This window comes from Stenotrophomonas sp. YJH_SMC_69 (assembly GCF_059370495.1).
This window is the reverse complement of record NZ_JCAFTS010000001.1, coordinates 78,931-94,426: the sequence shown is the minus strand read 5'-3', so window position 1 is coordinate 94,426 and position 15,496 is coordinate 78,931. Positions and strand designations below refer to the sequence as shown.

Below are 15,496 nucleotides of genomic sequence, written 5' to 3'. Positions count from 1 at the left end.
GTTGACCTGCGGCGGGCTAGGATGCAGCTGACCCTGCCGCCCCGGGAAATCCCATGGTCCGATCGATGTCGCGCTGGCTGCTGCTGCTGGCCTTTCTGATGATGAGCGGTTGCACTTCGCTGCCGGACAGCGCGCGCGGCCGCTTCGAGGGCCGCGCAGTGAAGGTGGACGGCGAGACCGCCTACTACCAGGTGTTCATTCCGGCCGGCGTTCAGGCCACCGCTCCCACCAGACTCCCGGTCATCCTGTTCCTGCACGGCTCCGGCGAGCGTGGCGGCGACGGTGTCAAGCAGACCCATGCGGGGCTGGGGCCGCACCTGCGCAGGCACGCGGCCGACTTCCCCGCATTGGCCGTATTCCCCCAGGTGCCGGGCCACCAGGAATGGAGCGGGCGCAACAACCGCGTTGCGCTGGCCGCCCTGGACGCCACCATCGCCGAGTTCGGTGCCGATCCCTCACGGCAGTACCTGACCGGGATGTCGATGGGCGGCTATGGGAGCTGGAACATCGCGCTGGATGACCCCGGGCGCTTCGCCGCGATCGTGCCCGTGTGCGGCGCGGTGCTGGCGCCACGCGCGGTGCGCCCGACCCTGTTCGTCGAGCAGGTCGCCCAGGAAACCGATCCGTATGCGGCCATCGCCCAGCGCCTGAGAGGCACGCCGATCTGGATCTTCCACGGTGCGCTGGATGATGTAGTGCCACCGGACGACGATCGCAGACTGCACGCCGCATTCCGGAGCGCCGCTGCACGCGACGTGCGCTACACCGAGTACCCGGACGGCAACCACAATGCCTGGGACGCCACCTACGCCGACCCGGCGATGTGGGCATGGCTGTTCGCGCAGAAGCGCTGAGCCGCAGCTTCAGTAGTTGCCAACCTTGGTTGGCATTGACTGCCCTGGCAGTTGCCAACCTTGGTTGGCACTGGCCTACCTGAAACCAACCCATTCCCCGATGTTCACTGGAAGCAGGCCCGTCCATGCTTGCTCCATGCAGAACACACGTCTCCTGCTCGGTCGTCGCTCCAGCATCGGCCTCAGCTATATCCTCACCGCCGTCGTCCATGACCGCGCGCCGCTCTTCACCAACGCCGCAGCGGCCGCCTTGGCAGTCCGCGAATTCCAGCGACTGGATCAGGAAGGCTTCACCCGCTCGATTGCGTACGTGGTCATGCCCGACCACATCCACTGGCTGGTCGAACTACGTGCGGGAACGCTGGAAACCGTCATGAAGCGTTTCAAGTCGCGCACAGCCCAGCAGGCAAACCGGTTGCTGGGGCGAGTCGGGCGCTTCTGGCAGGCCTGCTATCACGATCATGCGATCCGCTCTGACGAATCGTTGCACCGGCGTGCGATGTACCTGATGGGAAATCCGATCAGGGCCGGACTGGCGACGCGGCTTGGGCAATATCCCCATGCATGGTGCGAATGGGAGCTTGGGGCTTCGTGTGATCCGCTCGACAACTTGGGCGCGGATGGATAGTGCCAACCAAGGTTGGCATCTACCAGAGCGGTGCGCGGACAAGCCGCGCGGCAAGTGTGTCAACCAAGGTTGACACCTACCAGAGCGGGTGGTCAGCCCAGCAGGGTTTCCAGCACGGCCATGCGCACGGCGACGCCGTTGGCGACCTGGCGCAGCACCCACGACTGCGGGCCGTCGGCCACGTCGTCGGTCACTTCCACGCCGCGGTTGATCGGGCCCGGGTGCAGCACCGCGGCATCCTTGCCGGCGCGCGCCAGGCGCTCGCGGGTCAGGCCGTACTGGGCGTGGTACTGCTCCAGCGACGGCACCAGGCCTTCTTCCATGCGCTCGCGCTGCAGGCGCAGCATCATCAGCGCGTCGACGCCTTCCAGCATCGCGTCGAAATCATCGCCGACCACGCAGCCCTTCAGGGTCTCATCGTCCGGCAGCAGCGACTGCGGGCCGCACACGCGGATCTCACCCACGCCCAGCGTGCGCAGCGCATGCAGGTCGGTGCGGGCCACGCGCGAGTGCTTCACGTCGCCGACGATCACCACTTTCATCTTCGAGAAATCCGGGCCCTTGGCCTGGCGCAGGGTCAGCATGTCCAGCAGGCCCTGGGTCGGGTGCGCGCTGCGGCCGTCACCGGCGTTGATCAGTGCGGTGCCCTCGCCCGCCGCTTCTGCCAGTGCGGCTACCGCGCCATCCTCCGGGTGGCGCACCACGAAGCCGCGCACGCCCATCGCTTCCAGGTTGCGCAGCGTATCGCAGGCGGTTTCGCCCTTGCGGGTGGACGAGGTCGAGGCATCGAAGTTGAGCACATCGGCGCCCAGGCGCTGCGCGGCCAGCTGGAATGAGCTGCGGGTGCGCGTGGACGGCTCGAAGAACAGCGTGCACACCGCCGAACCGGCCAGCACGTGGCGCTTGTTGCCGACGCGGCCGACTGCGGCATCGCGGATCTGACCTGCCCGGTCAAGCAGCTGCAGCAGGGTCCCGCGCGGCAGGCCCTCCAGGGTCAGCAGGTGGCGCAGGCGTCCGGAGGCATCGATTTGCTGGGCGGTCATGGCGGTGTCGGGCAGTCAGGGAATGGGGGTGGCGTCGTCGGGGGACGACAGCCAGCGGTCGATGATCACCGCCGCGGCCACGGCATCGAGCGCGGCCGCATCACGGCGGCGCTTGCGCCCTTCGGCGCGCTCGACGGCGAAGCGGCGGGCGGCCTCGACCGAGCTGGAACGCTCGTCGATCATCACCACCGGCAGCTTGAAACGTTCCCGCAGCTGGCGGGCGAAGCCCTGCGCGCGCTTGCGGTTGGGTTGGTCCTGGCCGTCCAGGGTCAGCGGGTCGCCGACCACCAGGCCGTCGGGCTTCCATTCCTTGAGCAGGCGTTCGATCGCGGTCCAGTCCGGGCCATTGCCGTGCACATCGACCACCGCCACCGCGCGCGCATGCGCAGCGAAGGCACTGCCGATGGCCACGCCGATCCGCCGCGAGCCGACGTCGAAACCCAGAACGGTGCCGTCACGGCGGATCGCCGGGGCAGCAGGAGCCGGTACGGGCGTGGCCGGCTCAGACATGGCCGCTGTAGTCGGTCAGCCGGAACAGGTCCACGCCGATGCGCGAGGCCGCACCCTGCCAGCGCTGCTCCAGTGGCAGCTGGAACACCAGCTCGGCATCGGCCGGCACGGTCAGCCAGCTGTTCTCGGACAGCTCGCTTTCCAGCTGCCCTGCGCCCCAACCGGCACAGCCGAGGGTGACCACGGCATTGGCCGGGCCTTCGCCACGCGCCATCGCTTCAAGGATGTCGCGCGAAGTGGTCAGGTACAGGCCGTCACCCACGATCAGGCTGGAATCCCACGCGCGCGCGTCGTCATGGATGACGAAGCCGCGCTCGGGATGCACCGGGCCGCCGTTGAGCACCATGCGCGCCTGCAGGTCGCCGTCACCGGTGGTGATGTCCATCTGTGCAAGCACTTCACCCAGCGTGTACTCGGAAGGCTGGTTGACCAGCACGCCCATCGCCCCGTTCTCGTCGTGCTGGCAGATCAGCGCGACGCTGCGGGCAAAGGTCGCGTCGAGCAGCGACGGCAGCGCGACGAGGAGGTGATCGGCGAGGGAGGTCGGCGTTACAGGCATGGTCCCATTCTACCTGCTGGGGGCGGGATGGTCGCGCAAAGGCGGCGAACCGCGATGGGCTAGGATGGTGCTTTGCCATGGAAGGTCATCGATGCAGTCTTCATCGCCCCTGACCCTGCCGGCACGCGGCGCCATCGTCCTGATTGCCCTGCTGCAGGGTCTGATGCTGTATGCCGCGCAGGAACTGTCCGATGCGTGGCCGTTCCGCGATATCGGCTGGCGCTACTGCTGGTACGCCTGGGTGCTGGCCATTCCCAGCGCGGTGGCGCTGAGCCTGGTCGACCTGGGCCAGCGCCGCCTGTGGCTGCAGGCCGTGCTCGGCTCGGCGGTGGTGCTGGCGCTGGCCGCCTGGATCGGCTGGAACCTCACTGGCGAGACCGCGCTGGAGTCGAGCGCGCTGCAGTTTCCACTGACCCTGGGCATCGCCGTGGCGGTGTTCGTGGCCCTGCCCTGGTGGCAGTTCCAGCTGCAGCACGGGCATTGGCGCGCCAGCTACCCCGAGCTGTTCGAGCGCGCCTGGCAGAACGGTTTGACCCTCGCCCTGGCGGCACTGTTCACCGGGCTGACCTGGCTGCTGCTGTGGCTGTGGGCGGCGCTGTTCCAGCTGCTGGAGGTCACCGTCTTCCGCGACCTATTCCGCCAGGATGCCTTCATTGCGCTGGCTACCGGCAGCCTGGCCGGGTTCGGCGTGCTGATCGGGCGCACCCAGCACCGCGCGATCCAGATCACCCGCCAGGTGCTGTTCGCGATCTGCCGCGGACTGCTGCCGCTGCTCTCGTTCATCGCCGTATTGTTCGTGCTGAGCCTGCCGCTTACCGGGCTGGAACCGCTGTGGAAGACCCGCTCGGCCGCCAGCCTGCTGCTGGTGCTGTCGCTGTTGCTGTTGACGTTCACCAATGCGGTCTACCAGCAGGGGGACGACACCGCGCCCTACCCCGTCGTGCTGCGCCGTCTGGTTGAAGCCAGCCTGCTGGCGCTGCCGGTCTACGCCGCACTGGCGCTGTACGCACTGGGGCTGCGCGTGGTGCAGTACGGCTGGACCGTGGACCGGTTCTGGGCGGTACTCGTCGCAGTGGCCGTGGCCGGCTATGCCGTGGGCTACGCGCTGGCGGTGCTGCGCCGGCAGCGCCGCTGGTTGCAGATGCTGGAGCCGGTCAACCGCTGGATGTGCTGGGCGGTGCTGGCACTGGCATTGCTGGGCAACTCGCCGCTGCTGGACCCGGTGCGGCTGACCCTGTCCAGCCAGCTGGCGCGCCTGCGTGCCGACCCGCCCGCGATCACCAGCAGTGACGTCAACGTGCTGCGCTTCGATCTTGGCCACCGCGGCGTGCGGGCGCTGCGCGAACTGCAGCGTGATCCAGCCATCACCGCCGATGCCAACGCGCCACAGGTGATCGCTGCCGCGCTGGCACGTACCTCGCGCTGGGATGACGGCCAGCGCCTCGACAAGGGGCCGCAGGACGTCGTCGCCCTGCAGCGCGCGTTGAAGCTGGCCAAGGGATCCAGCTCGCCACCGGACGACTGGTGGCAGGCACTGGCCACGCGCGCGATCGATGGCGAATCCTGCGCCCAGAGCGAGCGCGACTGCCTGATCGTGCATCGCGATCTGGATGGCGACGGGAACACCGACGTGCTGCTGTGCGAGCTGTACACCATCCGTGGGCCGGACTGCGTGCTGTACGCACGTGGCAGGGACAACCACTGGCGCCGGGCCGGTTCGCTGTTCGGCACCGCCAGCGGCCAGGCCGAGGCGATCAACCAGGCGCTGCGTGATGGCAAACTCACTCTTGAACCGCCGCGCTGGCCGATGCTGTCCATTGGTGGGCGCCCCGCAGTGGCCATCGATCCCGAACCCGAATCCAGCGAGTCTTCCCCATGAGCGGCTACTGCCTCATCGCCCCGGGCCATCCGGTGCACGACTACTACCACGCCAACGAGTACGGCTTCCCGCAGCGTGACGAGGGCGAACTGTTCGAGCGGCTGGTGCTGGAAATCAACCAGGCCGGGCTGAGCTGGGAGACGATCCTGAAAAAGCGCGAGGGCTTCCGCGCGGCCTATGACGGCTTCGATGTCGACCGCGTGGCGGCCTATGCCGAGCAGGACATCGAGCGCCTGCTATCGGACGCGGGCATCATCCGCAACCGGCTGAAGGTACTGGCCGCCATCCACAACGCGCAGGTGATCCAGCAGCTGCGGGCCAGTCATGGCAGCTTCGCGGCGTGGCTGGATGCGCATCACCCGCGCAGCAAGGCCGACTGGGTGAAGCTGTTCAAGAAGACCTTCCGCTTCACCGGTGGCGAGATCACCGGCGAGTTCCTGATGAGCCTGGGCTACCTGCCCGGCGCGCACGCCGAGGATTGCCCGGTGCATGCGCGGCTGCTGACGCTGTCGCCGCCGTGGTTGCAGGCCGCCGTCCGCTGAGGGATCTCCGCGCGTGGATGCCGGTAGTGCCGGCCGCTGGCCGGCAACCCCGTTGAACGGTCACACGCCCATGTAACGGCCGGGGCGGTGGTTGAACATCAGCACCAGGCTGAGCACCACCGCGCCGATGGCCGAGTACAGCACCTTCGATGGCGACAGCACGAAGAACGCGGCCACCATCAGGCAGGCGTCGTAGGACATCTGCACCTTGCCGGCGCTCCAGCCTCGGGTGCGCTGCAGGTATACCGCCAGGATGCCGATGCCGCCAAGGCTGGCGCGGTGTCGGATGAAGAACAGGATGCCGAGGCCGGACAAGGCACCACCGACGATCGCCGAATACAGCGGGTTGATGTGCGAGAAGTCGATCCAGCGCGGCAGCAGGTCGGTCAGCACGCCACAGGCGGTGACCGCAGCGAAGGTCTTCAGGGTGAATTCCCAGCCCATGCGCCGCAGCGCCACCCAATAGAACGGCAGGTTGACCAGCACGAACACCAGGCCGAAGTTCCAGCCCATCGCGTAGTGCAGCAGGAAGGCCATGCCCGCCATGCCGCCGATCATCAGCCCGCCCTTGGCGAAGATGGCCAGGCCCAGCGAGGCCACCATCGTGGCCAGCACCATGCCCTGCACGTCCTCGGCGATCGAGTGACGCAGCGCTTTTTCGTCGGCGGTGGTGCCAGCACTGTCGGGCGGCGGGGTCAGCGGACCGGCGGTGACCAGGTGGCCGTCAGCGTCGTCGCACGGCGCGGGGCCATGGGAAGGAAGGGACATGCGGTGGGGGAACAGCAGGTGGGGAGCGGTATTAGACACGATCTGCATGACAGTTGCAGATGAAATCGTTCAGCTGAATGCGCCTCGCACTGCCCCGGGCTCGGCGCTGCTCAGCCCTTGCCGGCCAGATGGTGAGCCACCAGTGCGTTGGCATGGCCATGGCCCAAGCCATGTTCACTCTTCAGGAAGCTGACCAGTTCCATGTGTTTCAGGCCCTTCTTCCCGGCCAGCAACCCGAACCAGTGCGCCACCGGCTGCCCGTAGGTCTTCTCGATGGAGGGGAAATACGAGGCCGGGCCTTTCGGCTTGGTGTCAGTGCTCATGTGCAGCTCCCGTTGAAGTCATTCATTCGACGAACCACAGACGCAGAAATCGACACACCCAAACGTCCGACCCCGCCTCGCCCGACAGGCCGCAGCCAACTGTCGAAGGCGGGGTGGGTCCGGTTGAGGGGGTGTGAGCGGCATGGATGCCGCGACCAAGCCCTCATGGATGGGTTTACGGCGTCCCCCTCAACCGGGCCCACCCCGCCATCTCACGGATAGCCAGTTTTTGAAGTTGACGTGGCCGTTGACGTTGCTTCGGCAGGTGCCGGGCGCAGCCCGGCCGTATCATTCCAGCATGCCCCGCGAAAACCTCAACGACCTGCAGGCCTTCGTCCACGTTGCCCGCGAGGGCAGCTTCACCCGGGCCGCCGCCCAGCTGGGCGTGTCCCAGTCCGCGCTCAGCCATGCCATGCGCGGCCTGGAACAGCGCCTGGGCGTGCGCCTGCTGACCCGTACCACCCGCAGCGTATCGACCACCGAAGCCGGTGCCCGCCTGCTCGACACCCTGGGCCCACGCCTGGCCGAGATCGAGGACGGGCTGGCCGCACTGGCCGAGTACCGCGAACGCCCGGCCGGCACCATCCGCATCAATGCCACCGGCCATGCCGCCGAGTACATCGCTTGGCCGCGGCTGGCGCCGTTGTTGCAGCGTTATCCGGACCTGAAGGTGGAACTGACCACCGACTATGGCCTGGCCGACATCGTCGCCGAGCGCTACGACATCGGCATCCGCCTCGGCGAGCGCCTGGCGCGCGACATGGTCGCGGTGCCGATCAGCCCGCCGCTGCGCATGCGCGTGGTCGGTGCACCCAGCTACTTCCGCCAGCACGTGGTGCCGCAGCATCCGGACGACCTGGCCAAGCACAACTGCGTGACCCTGCGCCTGCCTACGCATGGGGGACTGATGCCGTGGGATTTCGGCCAGGATGGCAACGAACTGAGTGTGCGCGTTGGCGGGCAATGGACGTTCAACACCATGGGCATGACCCGCGCCGCTGCGCTGGCCGGCAGCGGACTGGCCTGGCTGCCGGAAGACCAGGTGCAGCCGATGCTGGACGATGGCCGCCTGCAGTCGGTGCTGGACGACTGGTGCCCGCACTTCGATGGCTACTACGCGTACTACCCGTCGCGCCGCCACGTCACCGTGGCGATGCGCACGGTGCTTGATGCGCTGCGCGGGCCGCTGGGGTGAGGGGCAAGGCGTGCGGACCAACGGTCCGCACCCACCACCAACGGTCCGCACCCAGCTGGTGATCAGCCCTTGGCCTGGGCGGCACGCTGCGCGTTGTAGCGCTCGCCGACGATCGACACTTCGTCCAGCGCCTGTGCGATGCGTTGCAGCTCCTCCGGTGCCAGCTGCAGGTCGGCCGCGCCCAGGTTTTCTTCCAGGCGATGGATCTTGGTGGTGCCTGGGATCGGCACGATCCACGGCGCCTGTGCCAGCAGCCAGGCCAGCGCCACCTGCGCCGGCGTCGCGCCCCGTGCTGCGGCAATCGTACTGATGCGATCCACCAGCGCCTGGTTGGCGCGGCGCGCCTCCACTTCGAAACGCGGAACGCTGTTGCGGAAATCGTTGGCATCGAAGGTGGTGTCGGCGTTGATCGTGCCGGTGAGGAAGCCGCGGCCAAGCGGGCTGAATGGCACGAAGCCGATGCCCAGCTCCTGCAGCGTCGGCAACAACTCGCGCTCCGGTTCGCGCCACCACAGCGAGTACTCACTCTGCACGGCGGCAACCGGCTGCACCGCATGCGCGCGACGCACGGTGGCAGCGCTCGCCTCGGACAGTCCGAAGTGGCCGACCTTGCCTTCGGCGATCAGGTCGCGCACGGTGCCAGCCACATCCTCGATCGGCACGTTCGGGTCGACGCGGTGCTGGTAGAACAGGTCGATATGGTCGGTGCGCAGGCGCTTGAGGCTGGCTTCGGCAACGGCACGGATATTCTCGGGGCGGCTGTCCAGGCCGTCATCGGTGCGCGCGCCCTTGAATCCGAACTTGGTGGCAATCACCAGCCTGTCGCGGTAGGGCGCCAGCGCCCGGCCGAGCAGGTCTTCGTTGGTGTACGGACCATACACCTCGGCGGTGTCGAAGAAGGTCACGCCGCGCTCGACGGCGGCCTGCAGCAGGGCGATGCCCTGGCCCTGCTCCACCGGCTGACCGTAGGCATGGGTCAGGCCCATGCAGCCCAGGCCGAGGGCGGAAACCTTCAGGCCACTGCGGCCCAGTTCGCGTGTCTGCATCGTCGTGCTCCAGAGGGGGAGTGATGACGATACGCCTGTGGTGGCGCTGGATTGAGCCAGCCCGGCCGCAGTCGGTCATGACCGGAATTCATCAATCCAGCCACGACCGATGCCGGCCAGGTCAACGGATCTCGGAGATCTCCACGCCGTCCAGCCCCTGCGACAGGGTACGTGCGTCGCCGCCCTGGCTGAGCTTGATGCGCAGGCGCACCTCGTTCTGCGAATCGGCGTAGCGCAGCGCGTCCTCGTAGCTGATCTCGCCGGCCTGGTACAGCTCGAACAGGCTCTGGTCGAAGGTCTTCATGCCCAGCTGGACCGAGTCCTTCATCACTTCCTTCAGCTTGTGGATCTCGCCGTCGCGGATGTAGTCCTGCACCAGCGGCGTGCCCAGCAGGATCTCCATCGCCACCTTGCGCGAGCGGCCATCGGGCGACGGCACCAGCTGTTGCGCGACCACGCCCTTGAGATTCAGCGACAGGTCCATCAGCAGCTGGTTGCGGCGGTCTTCCGGGAAGAAGTTGACGATGCGGTCCATCGCCTGGTTGGCGTTGTTCGCATGCAGGGTGCACAGCACCAGGTGGCCGGTTTCGGCGAACGCGATGGCGTGATCCATGCCTTCGCGGGTACGCACCTCGCCGATCATGATCACGTCCGGCGCCTGGCGCAGGGTGTTCTTCAGCGCGGCTTCCCAGCTGTCGGTATCGATGCCGACTTCGCGCTGGGTGATGATGCAGCCCTCGTGCTTGTGCACGAACTCGATCGGGTCTTCGATGGTGATGATGTGGCCGGTCGAGTTCTGGTTGCGGTAACCGATCATCGCTGCCAGCGAGGTCGATTTACCGGTACCGGTGGCGCCGACGAACAGGATGATGCCGCGCTTGGTCATCGCCAGCGTCTTGATGATCGGCGGCAGGCTCAGTTCTTCCACGGTCGGAATGCGCGTCTCGATGCGACGCAGCACCATGCCGACCTGGTTGCGCTGGTAGAAGCAGCTGACGCGGAAGCGGCCGACGCCGGACAGGCCGATGGCGAAGTTGCATTCGTGCGTCTTCTCGAATTCCTCGCGCTGCGCCGGGGTCATCACGTTGAGGACCAGGTCGCGGCTCTGCTGCGGCGTGAGCGGGGTCTGGGTGATCGGCGAGATCTTGCCGTTGACCTTCATCGCCGGCGGCATGCCGGCCGTGATGAACAGGTCCGAGGCGCGCTGGTGCGCCATCAGCTTGAGGAACGAAGTGAAATCGATGGTGGTCGCGGTGCTGTTCACGGCGGGCTCCCAAGAGGGCATGTACCAGGAAACGGTCGGTGGAGGAAACGGCACGGGGACGGCGCCGCACTGGTGCACGCCGCCCGTGGTTGTCCCGCCTTACTCGAACAGGCGCTTGTCCTTGGCGTACTCGCGGGCCTGGTTGCGGGTGATCAGGCTGCGCTTGACCAGGTCCTGCAGGTGCTGGTCCAGGGTCATCATGCCGTACTGCTGGCCGGTCTGGATGGCCGAGTACATCTGCGCCACCTTGTCTTCGCGGATCAGGTTGCGGATGGCCGGGGTGCCGACCATGATTTCCCACGCTGCGGTACGACCGCCGCCAACCTTCTTCAGCAGCGCCTGCGAGATCACCGCACGCAGCGACTCGGACAGCATCGAACGCACCATCGGCTTTTCGCCGGCCGGGAACACGTCGATGATGCGGTCGATGGTCTTGGCCGCCGAGCTGGTGTGCAGGGTTCCGAACACCAGGTGGCCGGTTTCCGCGGCGGTCAGTGCCAGGCGGATGGTTTCCAGGTCGCGAAGTTCGCCCACCAGGATGATGTCCGGGTCCTCACGCAGTGCCGAGCGCAGCGCTTCGTTGAAGCCATGCGTATCGCGGTGCACTTCGCGCTGGTTGATCAGGCACTTCTGCGAGGTGTGCACGAATTCGATCGGATCCTCGACGGTGAGGATGTGGCCGTATTCGTTCTTGTTGATGTAGTCGATCATCGCCGCCAGCGTGGTCGACTTGCCCGAACCGGTGGGGCCGGTCACCAGGATCAGGCCCTGCGGCTGCTGGATCACCTCGCGGAACAGCGGCGGGCAGGCCAGGTCCTCGAGGGTGAGCACCTCGGACGGAATGGTACGGAACACCGCACCGGCGCCACGGTTCTGGTTGAACGCGTTCACACGGAAGCGCGCCAGCGACGGGATCTCGAAGGAGAAGTCCACTTCGAGGAATTCCTCGTAATCGCGGCGCTGCTTGTCGGACATGATGTCGTACACCAGCGCATGGACCTGCTTGTGGTCCAGGGCCGGGATGTTGATCCGGCGAACGTCGCCGTCCACGCGGATCATCGGCGGCAGGCCTGCGGACAGGTGCAGGTCGGACGCTTTGTTCTTTACGGAAAACGCCAGCAGTTCGGCGATATCCATGAGCGGCTACTCCCCAATAACGGCTTCGACTGGAAGGATCTTTCCCCGGGCGGCAGTATAGCCTCCTGATTCAACGGAACGCGTTACGTGGCCACTCCCCTGCCCCAGATCCTGAGCAACCTGCATGCCGCCGCCGAGGCGGCCGGCCGGGCCGATCCGCGCCTGCTGGCCGTTTCCAAGACCCAACCGGCCGAGGCCGTGGCTGCGCTGGCCGCGCAGGGCCAGCAGGCCTTCGGCGAGAACTATGTGCAGGAAGCGCTGGCCAAGATGCAGGCGCTGCAGCACCTGGCGCTGGAGTGGCACCTGATCGGCCACCTGCAGTCGAACAAGGCCGAGGCCGTGGCCACCCACTTCGATTGGGTGCAGAGCGTGGACCGGCCCAAGCTGGTGACGGCGCTGGCGCGCCATCGCCCGGCAGCGCGTGGTCCGCTGAATGTGCTGATCCAGGTCAACATCGACGATGAATCCAGCAAGCACGGCTGTGCGCCGGAGGATGTCGAGGTGCTGGCCGCTTCGATTGCCGCCGAGCCCACCCTGCGCCTGCGTGGCCTGATGGCGATTCCCGCGCCATGGCCCGAGGCGGAACGCCGTCGGGATGCGTTCGTGCGCATGCGCACACTTTTCCAGTCGCTGGCCGCCCAGCACGCGCAGGTCGACACGCTGTCGATGGGCATGAGCAGCGACTACGCCGACGCCATCGCCGAGGGCGCCACTTTGGTGCGCATCGGCACCGCCCTGTTCGGCGCGCGTCCTCGCCCGGCCTGATCTTGCAAGGAGAGTTTCATGACAGCTGATTCCATCACCTTCATCGGCGGCGGCAACATGGCGCGCAGCCTGATCGCTGGCCTGATCCGCCAGGGCGTGCCCGCCGCACACATCCACGTGGCCGAACCGGTTGCAGCACTGCGCGAGTCGCTGGCCACCGATTTCGGCGTGCAGGTGCACGACAATGCCGCCGATGCCGCCGCACAGGGCCGCACCTGGCTGCTGGCGGTGAAGCCACAGGTGCTGCGCGAGGTCTGCCAGTCGCTGCAGGCACTGGCCCAGGCAAGCCGGCCACTGGTGGTGTCGATCGCCGCCGGCATCACCAGCGCGCAGCTGGAACGCTGGCTGGGCGGCAACCTGCCGGTGGTGCGTGCAATGCCCAACACGCCGGCCCTGCTCGGCGCCGGCGTGACCGGCCTGTATGCCACGCCGTCGGTGGATGCACAGCAGCGCTCGCAGGCCGAACAGGTATTGGCCAGTGCCGGCCGTACCGTGTGGATCGAGCGCGAGGCGCTGATGGATTCGGTCACTGCCGTGTCCGGCAGCGGGCCGGCCTACGTGTTCCTGCTGGCCGAAGCGATGGAAGCGGCGGGCATTGCCCAGGGCCTGCCGGCCGACGCCGCGCGCACGCTGGTGGTGCAGACCCTGCTGGGCGCCTCGCGCATGCTGGATGAAGCCGGCGAAAGCCCCGCCGAGCTCCGCCGCCGTGTGACCTCGCCGAACGGCACCACCCAGGCCGCGATCGAGAGCTTCCAGGCCGGAGGTTTCGAAGTGCTGGTGGACAACGCGCTGCGTGCTGCGCAGGTGCGCGGGCAGGAATTGTCTGCGGCGAATGATTGATCCCGATGTGTGCCGACCAACGGTCGGCACCTACCATCATCCACGCATGGCGTGGATGCTCATTGCCCAAATGTGGCCATGACGAAATCGACGAAGCACTGCAGCCGCGGGCGCGGCCGTCGATCCGGCAGGTAGATCAGATGCATCGGTCGCGGTTCGGGCAGGTAGTCGCGCAGCAGCGGCTTCAGGCGCCCTGCTGCGATCTCCCCCGCCAACAGCGCGGTGGGCTGCAACACCAACCCGGCCCCGGCCACGGCGGCTTCGCGCAGCGCGAACCCGTCGTTGCAGGTCAGCCGCGCCTCCCAATCCACCTGTTCACCGTTGGCCAACTGCCAGCCATGGCCACCACGCCAGGCAAGATGGCTCAGGCAATCATGCCCCTGCAGGTCCGCCGGCGTGCGTGGCGTGCCGCGCCTGCGCAGGTAAGACGGCGCCGCGCACAGGCTCATCGCATACGGCGGCAGCGGCCGCGCCACCACCTCCTGCGATGGCAACGGCCCGACCCGGATCGCCACGTCGAAGCCGTCCTCGATCAGGTCCACACGGCGGTTGCTCAGATCCAGTTCGATGTTCAACTGCGGCTGCGCGCGCAGCAGGCCGGCCAGCTGCGGCGCCAGCACGCAGCTGCCCCAGGTGGTCGGCGCACTGACCCGCAGCAGGCCACGCGGCTGTACCTGCAGACCGGCCACATCGGCCTCGGCCTGCTGCACCTGCTCCAGCACTTGCCGGCATCCGGCCAGATAGGCGCTGCCGGCTTCGGTCAGGCGCTGGCGGCGGGTGTTCCGTTGCAGCAGCGCGGTACCCAGATGCGCCTCCAGCTGCTGGATGTACTTGCCCACCATCACCGCCGAGACCTGCAGCTGTTCGGCGGCGCCGGCGAAGCTGCCACGCTCGGCCACGGCAACGAAGGCCTGCATGCATCGAAGGGTATCCATTACTAATCCTTAGTTAGGAATCTGCGAATCATACGCCGCTTACCTAACCCCATTGTGAGGGCGCAGACTGCGCTCACTCCCTTACGCAAGGAACGGCCATGAAGATCCTCCTCGTTGGTGCCAGCGGCACCCTCGGCCAGGCAGTCGCCCGCCAGCTCGGCCAACAGCATCAGATTCTCGCCGCCGGCCGCAGCAGCGGCGAACTGCGCGTGGACCTGACCGATGACGCCAGCGTCGCCGAACTGTTCGCACGTACCGGCCCGGTCGATGCGGTGATTTCCACCGCCGGCAAGCTGCACTTCGGCCCGCTGCAGCAGATGACGCCGGCGCAGTTCAACCTCGGCCTGCAGGACAAACTGCTGGGCCAGGTGAGGCTGGCACTGGCCGCGCAGCATCATCTCAACAGCGGCGGCTCGATCACCCTGACCAGCGGCATCGTCAGCGCACAACCGATCCGCGACGGCGTCAACGCCACCTCGGTGAATGCCGCACTGGAAGGCTTCGTGCGCGCAGCCGCACTGGAGCTGCTGCCGCGCGGCCTGCGCATCAACGTGGTCAGCCCGAACGTACTGATCGAATCGATGGCCGCCTACGGCCCCTACTTCCCGGGCTTCGAGGCGGTAAGCGCACAGCGCGCGGCACTGGCCTTCCAGCGCGCGGTGGAAGGCATCCAGAGCGGCGAGACGATCACGGTCTGGTAAGAAAAAGGGGACGGAGGGGATTAAGTCGCAAGTGCACAAACGACATAATCCCCTCCGTCCCCTTTTTGTCGCTCACTCCCAGCGCATCGGGCCGTCGCCGCGTTCGCCGAGGACGTCGCCGGGATTGGCCAGGCGGCAATGCTGCAGCGACAGGCAGCCACAACCGATGCAGCCGGTCAGTTCGTCGCGCAGCAGCTGCAGCATGTGGATGCGCTCTTCCAGCTCGGTGCGCCAGCGCGCGGACAGCCTGGCCCAATCCGCTTTGGTCGGTGCGCGTCCGTCAGGCAGGCTTTCGAAGGCACGGCCGACTGCTTCCAGCGGCATGCCCACCCGCTGCGCCACGCGGATCACCGCCAACCGGCGCAGCACGTCCCGGCTGTAACGACGTTGGTTGCCCGAGGTGCGCAGGCTGCTGATCAGCCCCTTGCGCTCGTAGAAATGCAGTGCGGAAACGGCCACGCCACTGCGCTGGGAGACCTCGCCAACGCTGAGTTCCTGGGATGCCAT

17 protein-coding genes and 1 pseudogene are annotated in these 15,496 nt (G+C 67.3%); 8 read left to right on the top strand and 10 right to left on the bottom strand.

All coding sequences use genetic code 11. From position 1 onward, the window contains the following. The first annotated feature begins 53 nt into the window (after positions 1-53). Together AC5P8F_RS00445 and AC5P8F_RS00440 are read left to right on the top strand one after the other, a co-directional pair. Positions 54-854 carry a carboxylesterase family protein gene (locus AC5P8F_RS00445; RefSeq protein WP_262094732.1) on the top strand — a complete coding sequence of 267 codons (801 nt, stop codon included), beginning with the start codon at positions 54-56 and terminating at the stop codon, positions 852-854. Between the two features lie 136 nt (positions 855-990). Then, a complete protein-coding gene (locus AC5P8F_RS00440) occupies positions 991-1,482 on the top strand; it encodes an REP-associated tyrosine transposase (protein WP_014646227.1) in 492 nt (163 codons plus the stop codon). A 92-nt stretch (positions 1,483-1,574) separates the two neighbouring features. On the opposite strand, the gene AC5P8F_RS00435 is transcribed toward AC5P8F_RS00440, so the two are convergent. Genes AC5P8F_RS00435 through AC5P8F_RS00425 form a run of 3 tightly spaced genes read right to left on the bottom strand, consistent with a single transcriptional unit; the run spans position 1,575 to position 3,594 of the window. Beyond that, positions 1,575-2,525, bottom strand: a complete 951-nt coding sequence (locus tag AC5P8F_RS00435) for an aspartate carbamoyltransferase catalytic subunit (RefSeq protein ID WP_014646226.1) — start codon at positions 2,523-2,525, stop codon at positions 1,575-1,577. Between the two features lie 15 nt (positions 2,526-2,540). Next, complete coding sequence (ruvX, locus tag AC5P8F_RS00430) at positions 2,541-3,035, bottom strand: Holliday junction resolvase RuvX (protein ID WP_049440988.1); 495 nt, start codon at positions 3,033-3,035, stop codon at positions 2,541-2,543. Continuing rightward, positions 3,028-3,594 (bottom strand): YqgE/AlgH family protein, encoded by a 567-nt coding sequence (locus tag AC5P8F_RS00425; protein WP_014646224.1) that lies wholly within the window; start codon positions 3,592-3,594, stop codon positions 3,028-3,030. The genes ruvX and AC5P8F_RS00425 overlap by 8 nt, the downstream gene beginning before the upstream one ends. A 91-nt stretch (positions 3,595-3,685) precedes the next feature. On the opposite strand from AC5P8F_RS00425, the gene AC5P8F_RS00420 reads away from it, so the two are divergent. Next, complete coding sequence (locus tag AC5P8F_RS00420; RefSeq protein ID WP_495227530.1) at positions 3,686-5,473, top strand: DUF4153 domain-containing protein; 1,788 nt, start codon at positions 3,686-3,688, stop codon at positions 5,471-5,473. Then, complete coding sequence (locus AC5P8F_RS00415) at positions 5,470-6,015, top strand: DNA-3-methyladenine glycosylase I (RefSeq protein ID WP_111205534.1); 546 nt, start codon at positions 5,470-5,472, stop codon at positions 6,013-6,015. Before AC5P8F_RS00420 ends, AC5P8F_RS00415 begins: the two co-directional genes overlap by 4 nt. 60 nt (positions 6,016-6,075) lie before the next feature. Here the strand turns inward: AC5P8F_RS00415 and AC5P8F_RS00410 are convergent, their stop codons facing one another. After that, a complete protein-coding gene (locus tag AC5P8F_RS00410) occupies positions 6,076-6,783 on the bottom strand; it encodes a YitT family protein (RefSeq protein WP_014036228.1) in 708 nt (235 codons plus the stop codon). A 110-nt stretch (positions 6,784-6,893) separates the two neighbouring features. Beyond that, positions 6,894-7,106 carry a DUF4287 domain-containing protein gene (locus tag AC5P8F_RS00405; protein WP_014646220.1) on the bottom strand — a complete coding sequence of 71 codons (213 nt, stop codon included), beginning with the start codon at positions 7,104-7,106 and terminating at the stop codon, positions 6,894-6,896. A gap of 298 nt (positions 7,107-7,404) precedes the next feature. On the opposite strand from AC5P8F_RS00405, the gene AC5P8F_RS00400 reads away from it, so the two are divergent. Then, positions 7,405-8,301 carry a LysR family transcriptional regulator gene (locus AC5P8F_RS00400; protein WP_014646219.1) on the top strand — a complete coding sequence of 299 codons (897 nt, stop codon included), beginning with the start codon at positions 7,405-7,407 and terminating at the stop codon, positions 8,299-8,301. A 62-nt stretch (positions 8,302-8,363) separates the two neighbouring features. Here AC5P8F_RS00400 and AC5P8F_RS00395 read toward each other — a convergent pair whose 3' ends face one another. From AC5P8F_RS00395 to AC5P8F_RS00385, 3 genes are all read right to left on the bottom strand, one after another. Further along, the gene (locus AC5P8F_RS00395) at positions 8,364-9,347 is read right to left on the bottom strand and encodes an aldo/keto reductase (protein WP_049405029.1); all 984 of its coding nucleotides are present in this window, start codon (positions 9,345-9,347) and stop codon (positions 8,364-8,366) included. Between the two features lie 121 nt (positions 9,348-9,468). Next, positions 9,469-10,632 (bottom strand): PilT/PilU family type 4a pilus ATPase, encoded by a 1,164-nt coding sequence (locus AC5P8F_RS00390; RefSeq protein WP_042358565.1) that lies wholly within the window; start codon positions 10,630-10,632, stop codon positions 9,469-9,471. 78 nt (positions 10,633-10,710) lie between these two features. Further along, positions 10,711-11,748, bottom strand: a complete 1,038-nt coding sequence (locus AC5P8F_RS00385) for a type IV pilus twitching motility protein PilT (RefSeq protein ID WP_004147099.1) — start codon at positions 11,746-11,748, stop codon at positions 10,711-10,713. Positions 11,749-11,835: 87 nt separating this feature from the next. Here AC5P8F_RS00385 and AC5P8F_RS00380 point away from each other — a divergent pair, with 87 nt between their 5' ends. Both AC5P8F_RS00380 and proC read left to right on the top strand, forming a co-directional pair. Continuing rightward, positions 11,836-12,513 (top strand): YggS family pyridoxal phosphate-dependent enzyme, encoded by a 678-nt coding sequence (locus AC5P8F_RS00380; RefSeq protein WP_495227529.1) that lies wholly within the window; start codon positions 11,836-11,838, stop codon positions 12,511-12,513. Positions 12,514-12,531: 18 nt separating this feature from the next. Next, a complete protein-coding gene (proC, locus tag AC5P8F_RS00375; protein WP_014646216.1) occupies positions 12,532-13,353 on the top strand; it encodes a pyrroline-5-carboxylate reductase in 822 nt (273 codons plus the stop codon). 59 nt (positions 13,354-13,412) lie between these two features. On the opposite strand, the gene AC5P8F_RS00370 is transcribed toward proC, so the two are convergent. Continuing rightward, entirely contained in the window at positions 13,413-14,288 is an 876-nt protein-coding gene (locus AC5P8F_RS00370; RefSeq protein ID WP_014646215.1) for a LysR family transcriptional regulator, read from the bottom strand. A 71-nt stretch (positions 14,289-14,359) separates the two neighbouring features. Here AC5P8F_RS00370 and AC5P8F_RS00365 point away from each other — a divergent pair. After that, positions 14,360-14,989: pseudogene (locus AC5P8F_RS00365) on the top strand (short chain dehydrogenase); the annotation flags it as partial. A gap of 72 nt (positions 14,990-15,061) precedes the next feature. Here AC5P8F_RS00365 and soxR read toward each other — a convergent pair. Beyond that, a complete protein-coding gene (gene soxR, locus AC5P8F_RS00360; RefSeq protein ID WP_021202603.1) occupies positions 15,062-15,496 on the bottom strand; it encodes a redox-sensitive transcriptional activator SoxR in 435 nt (144 codons plus the stop codon).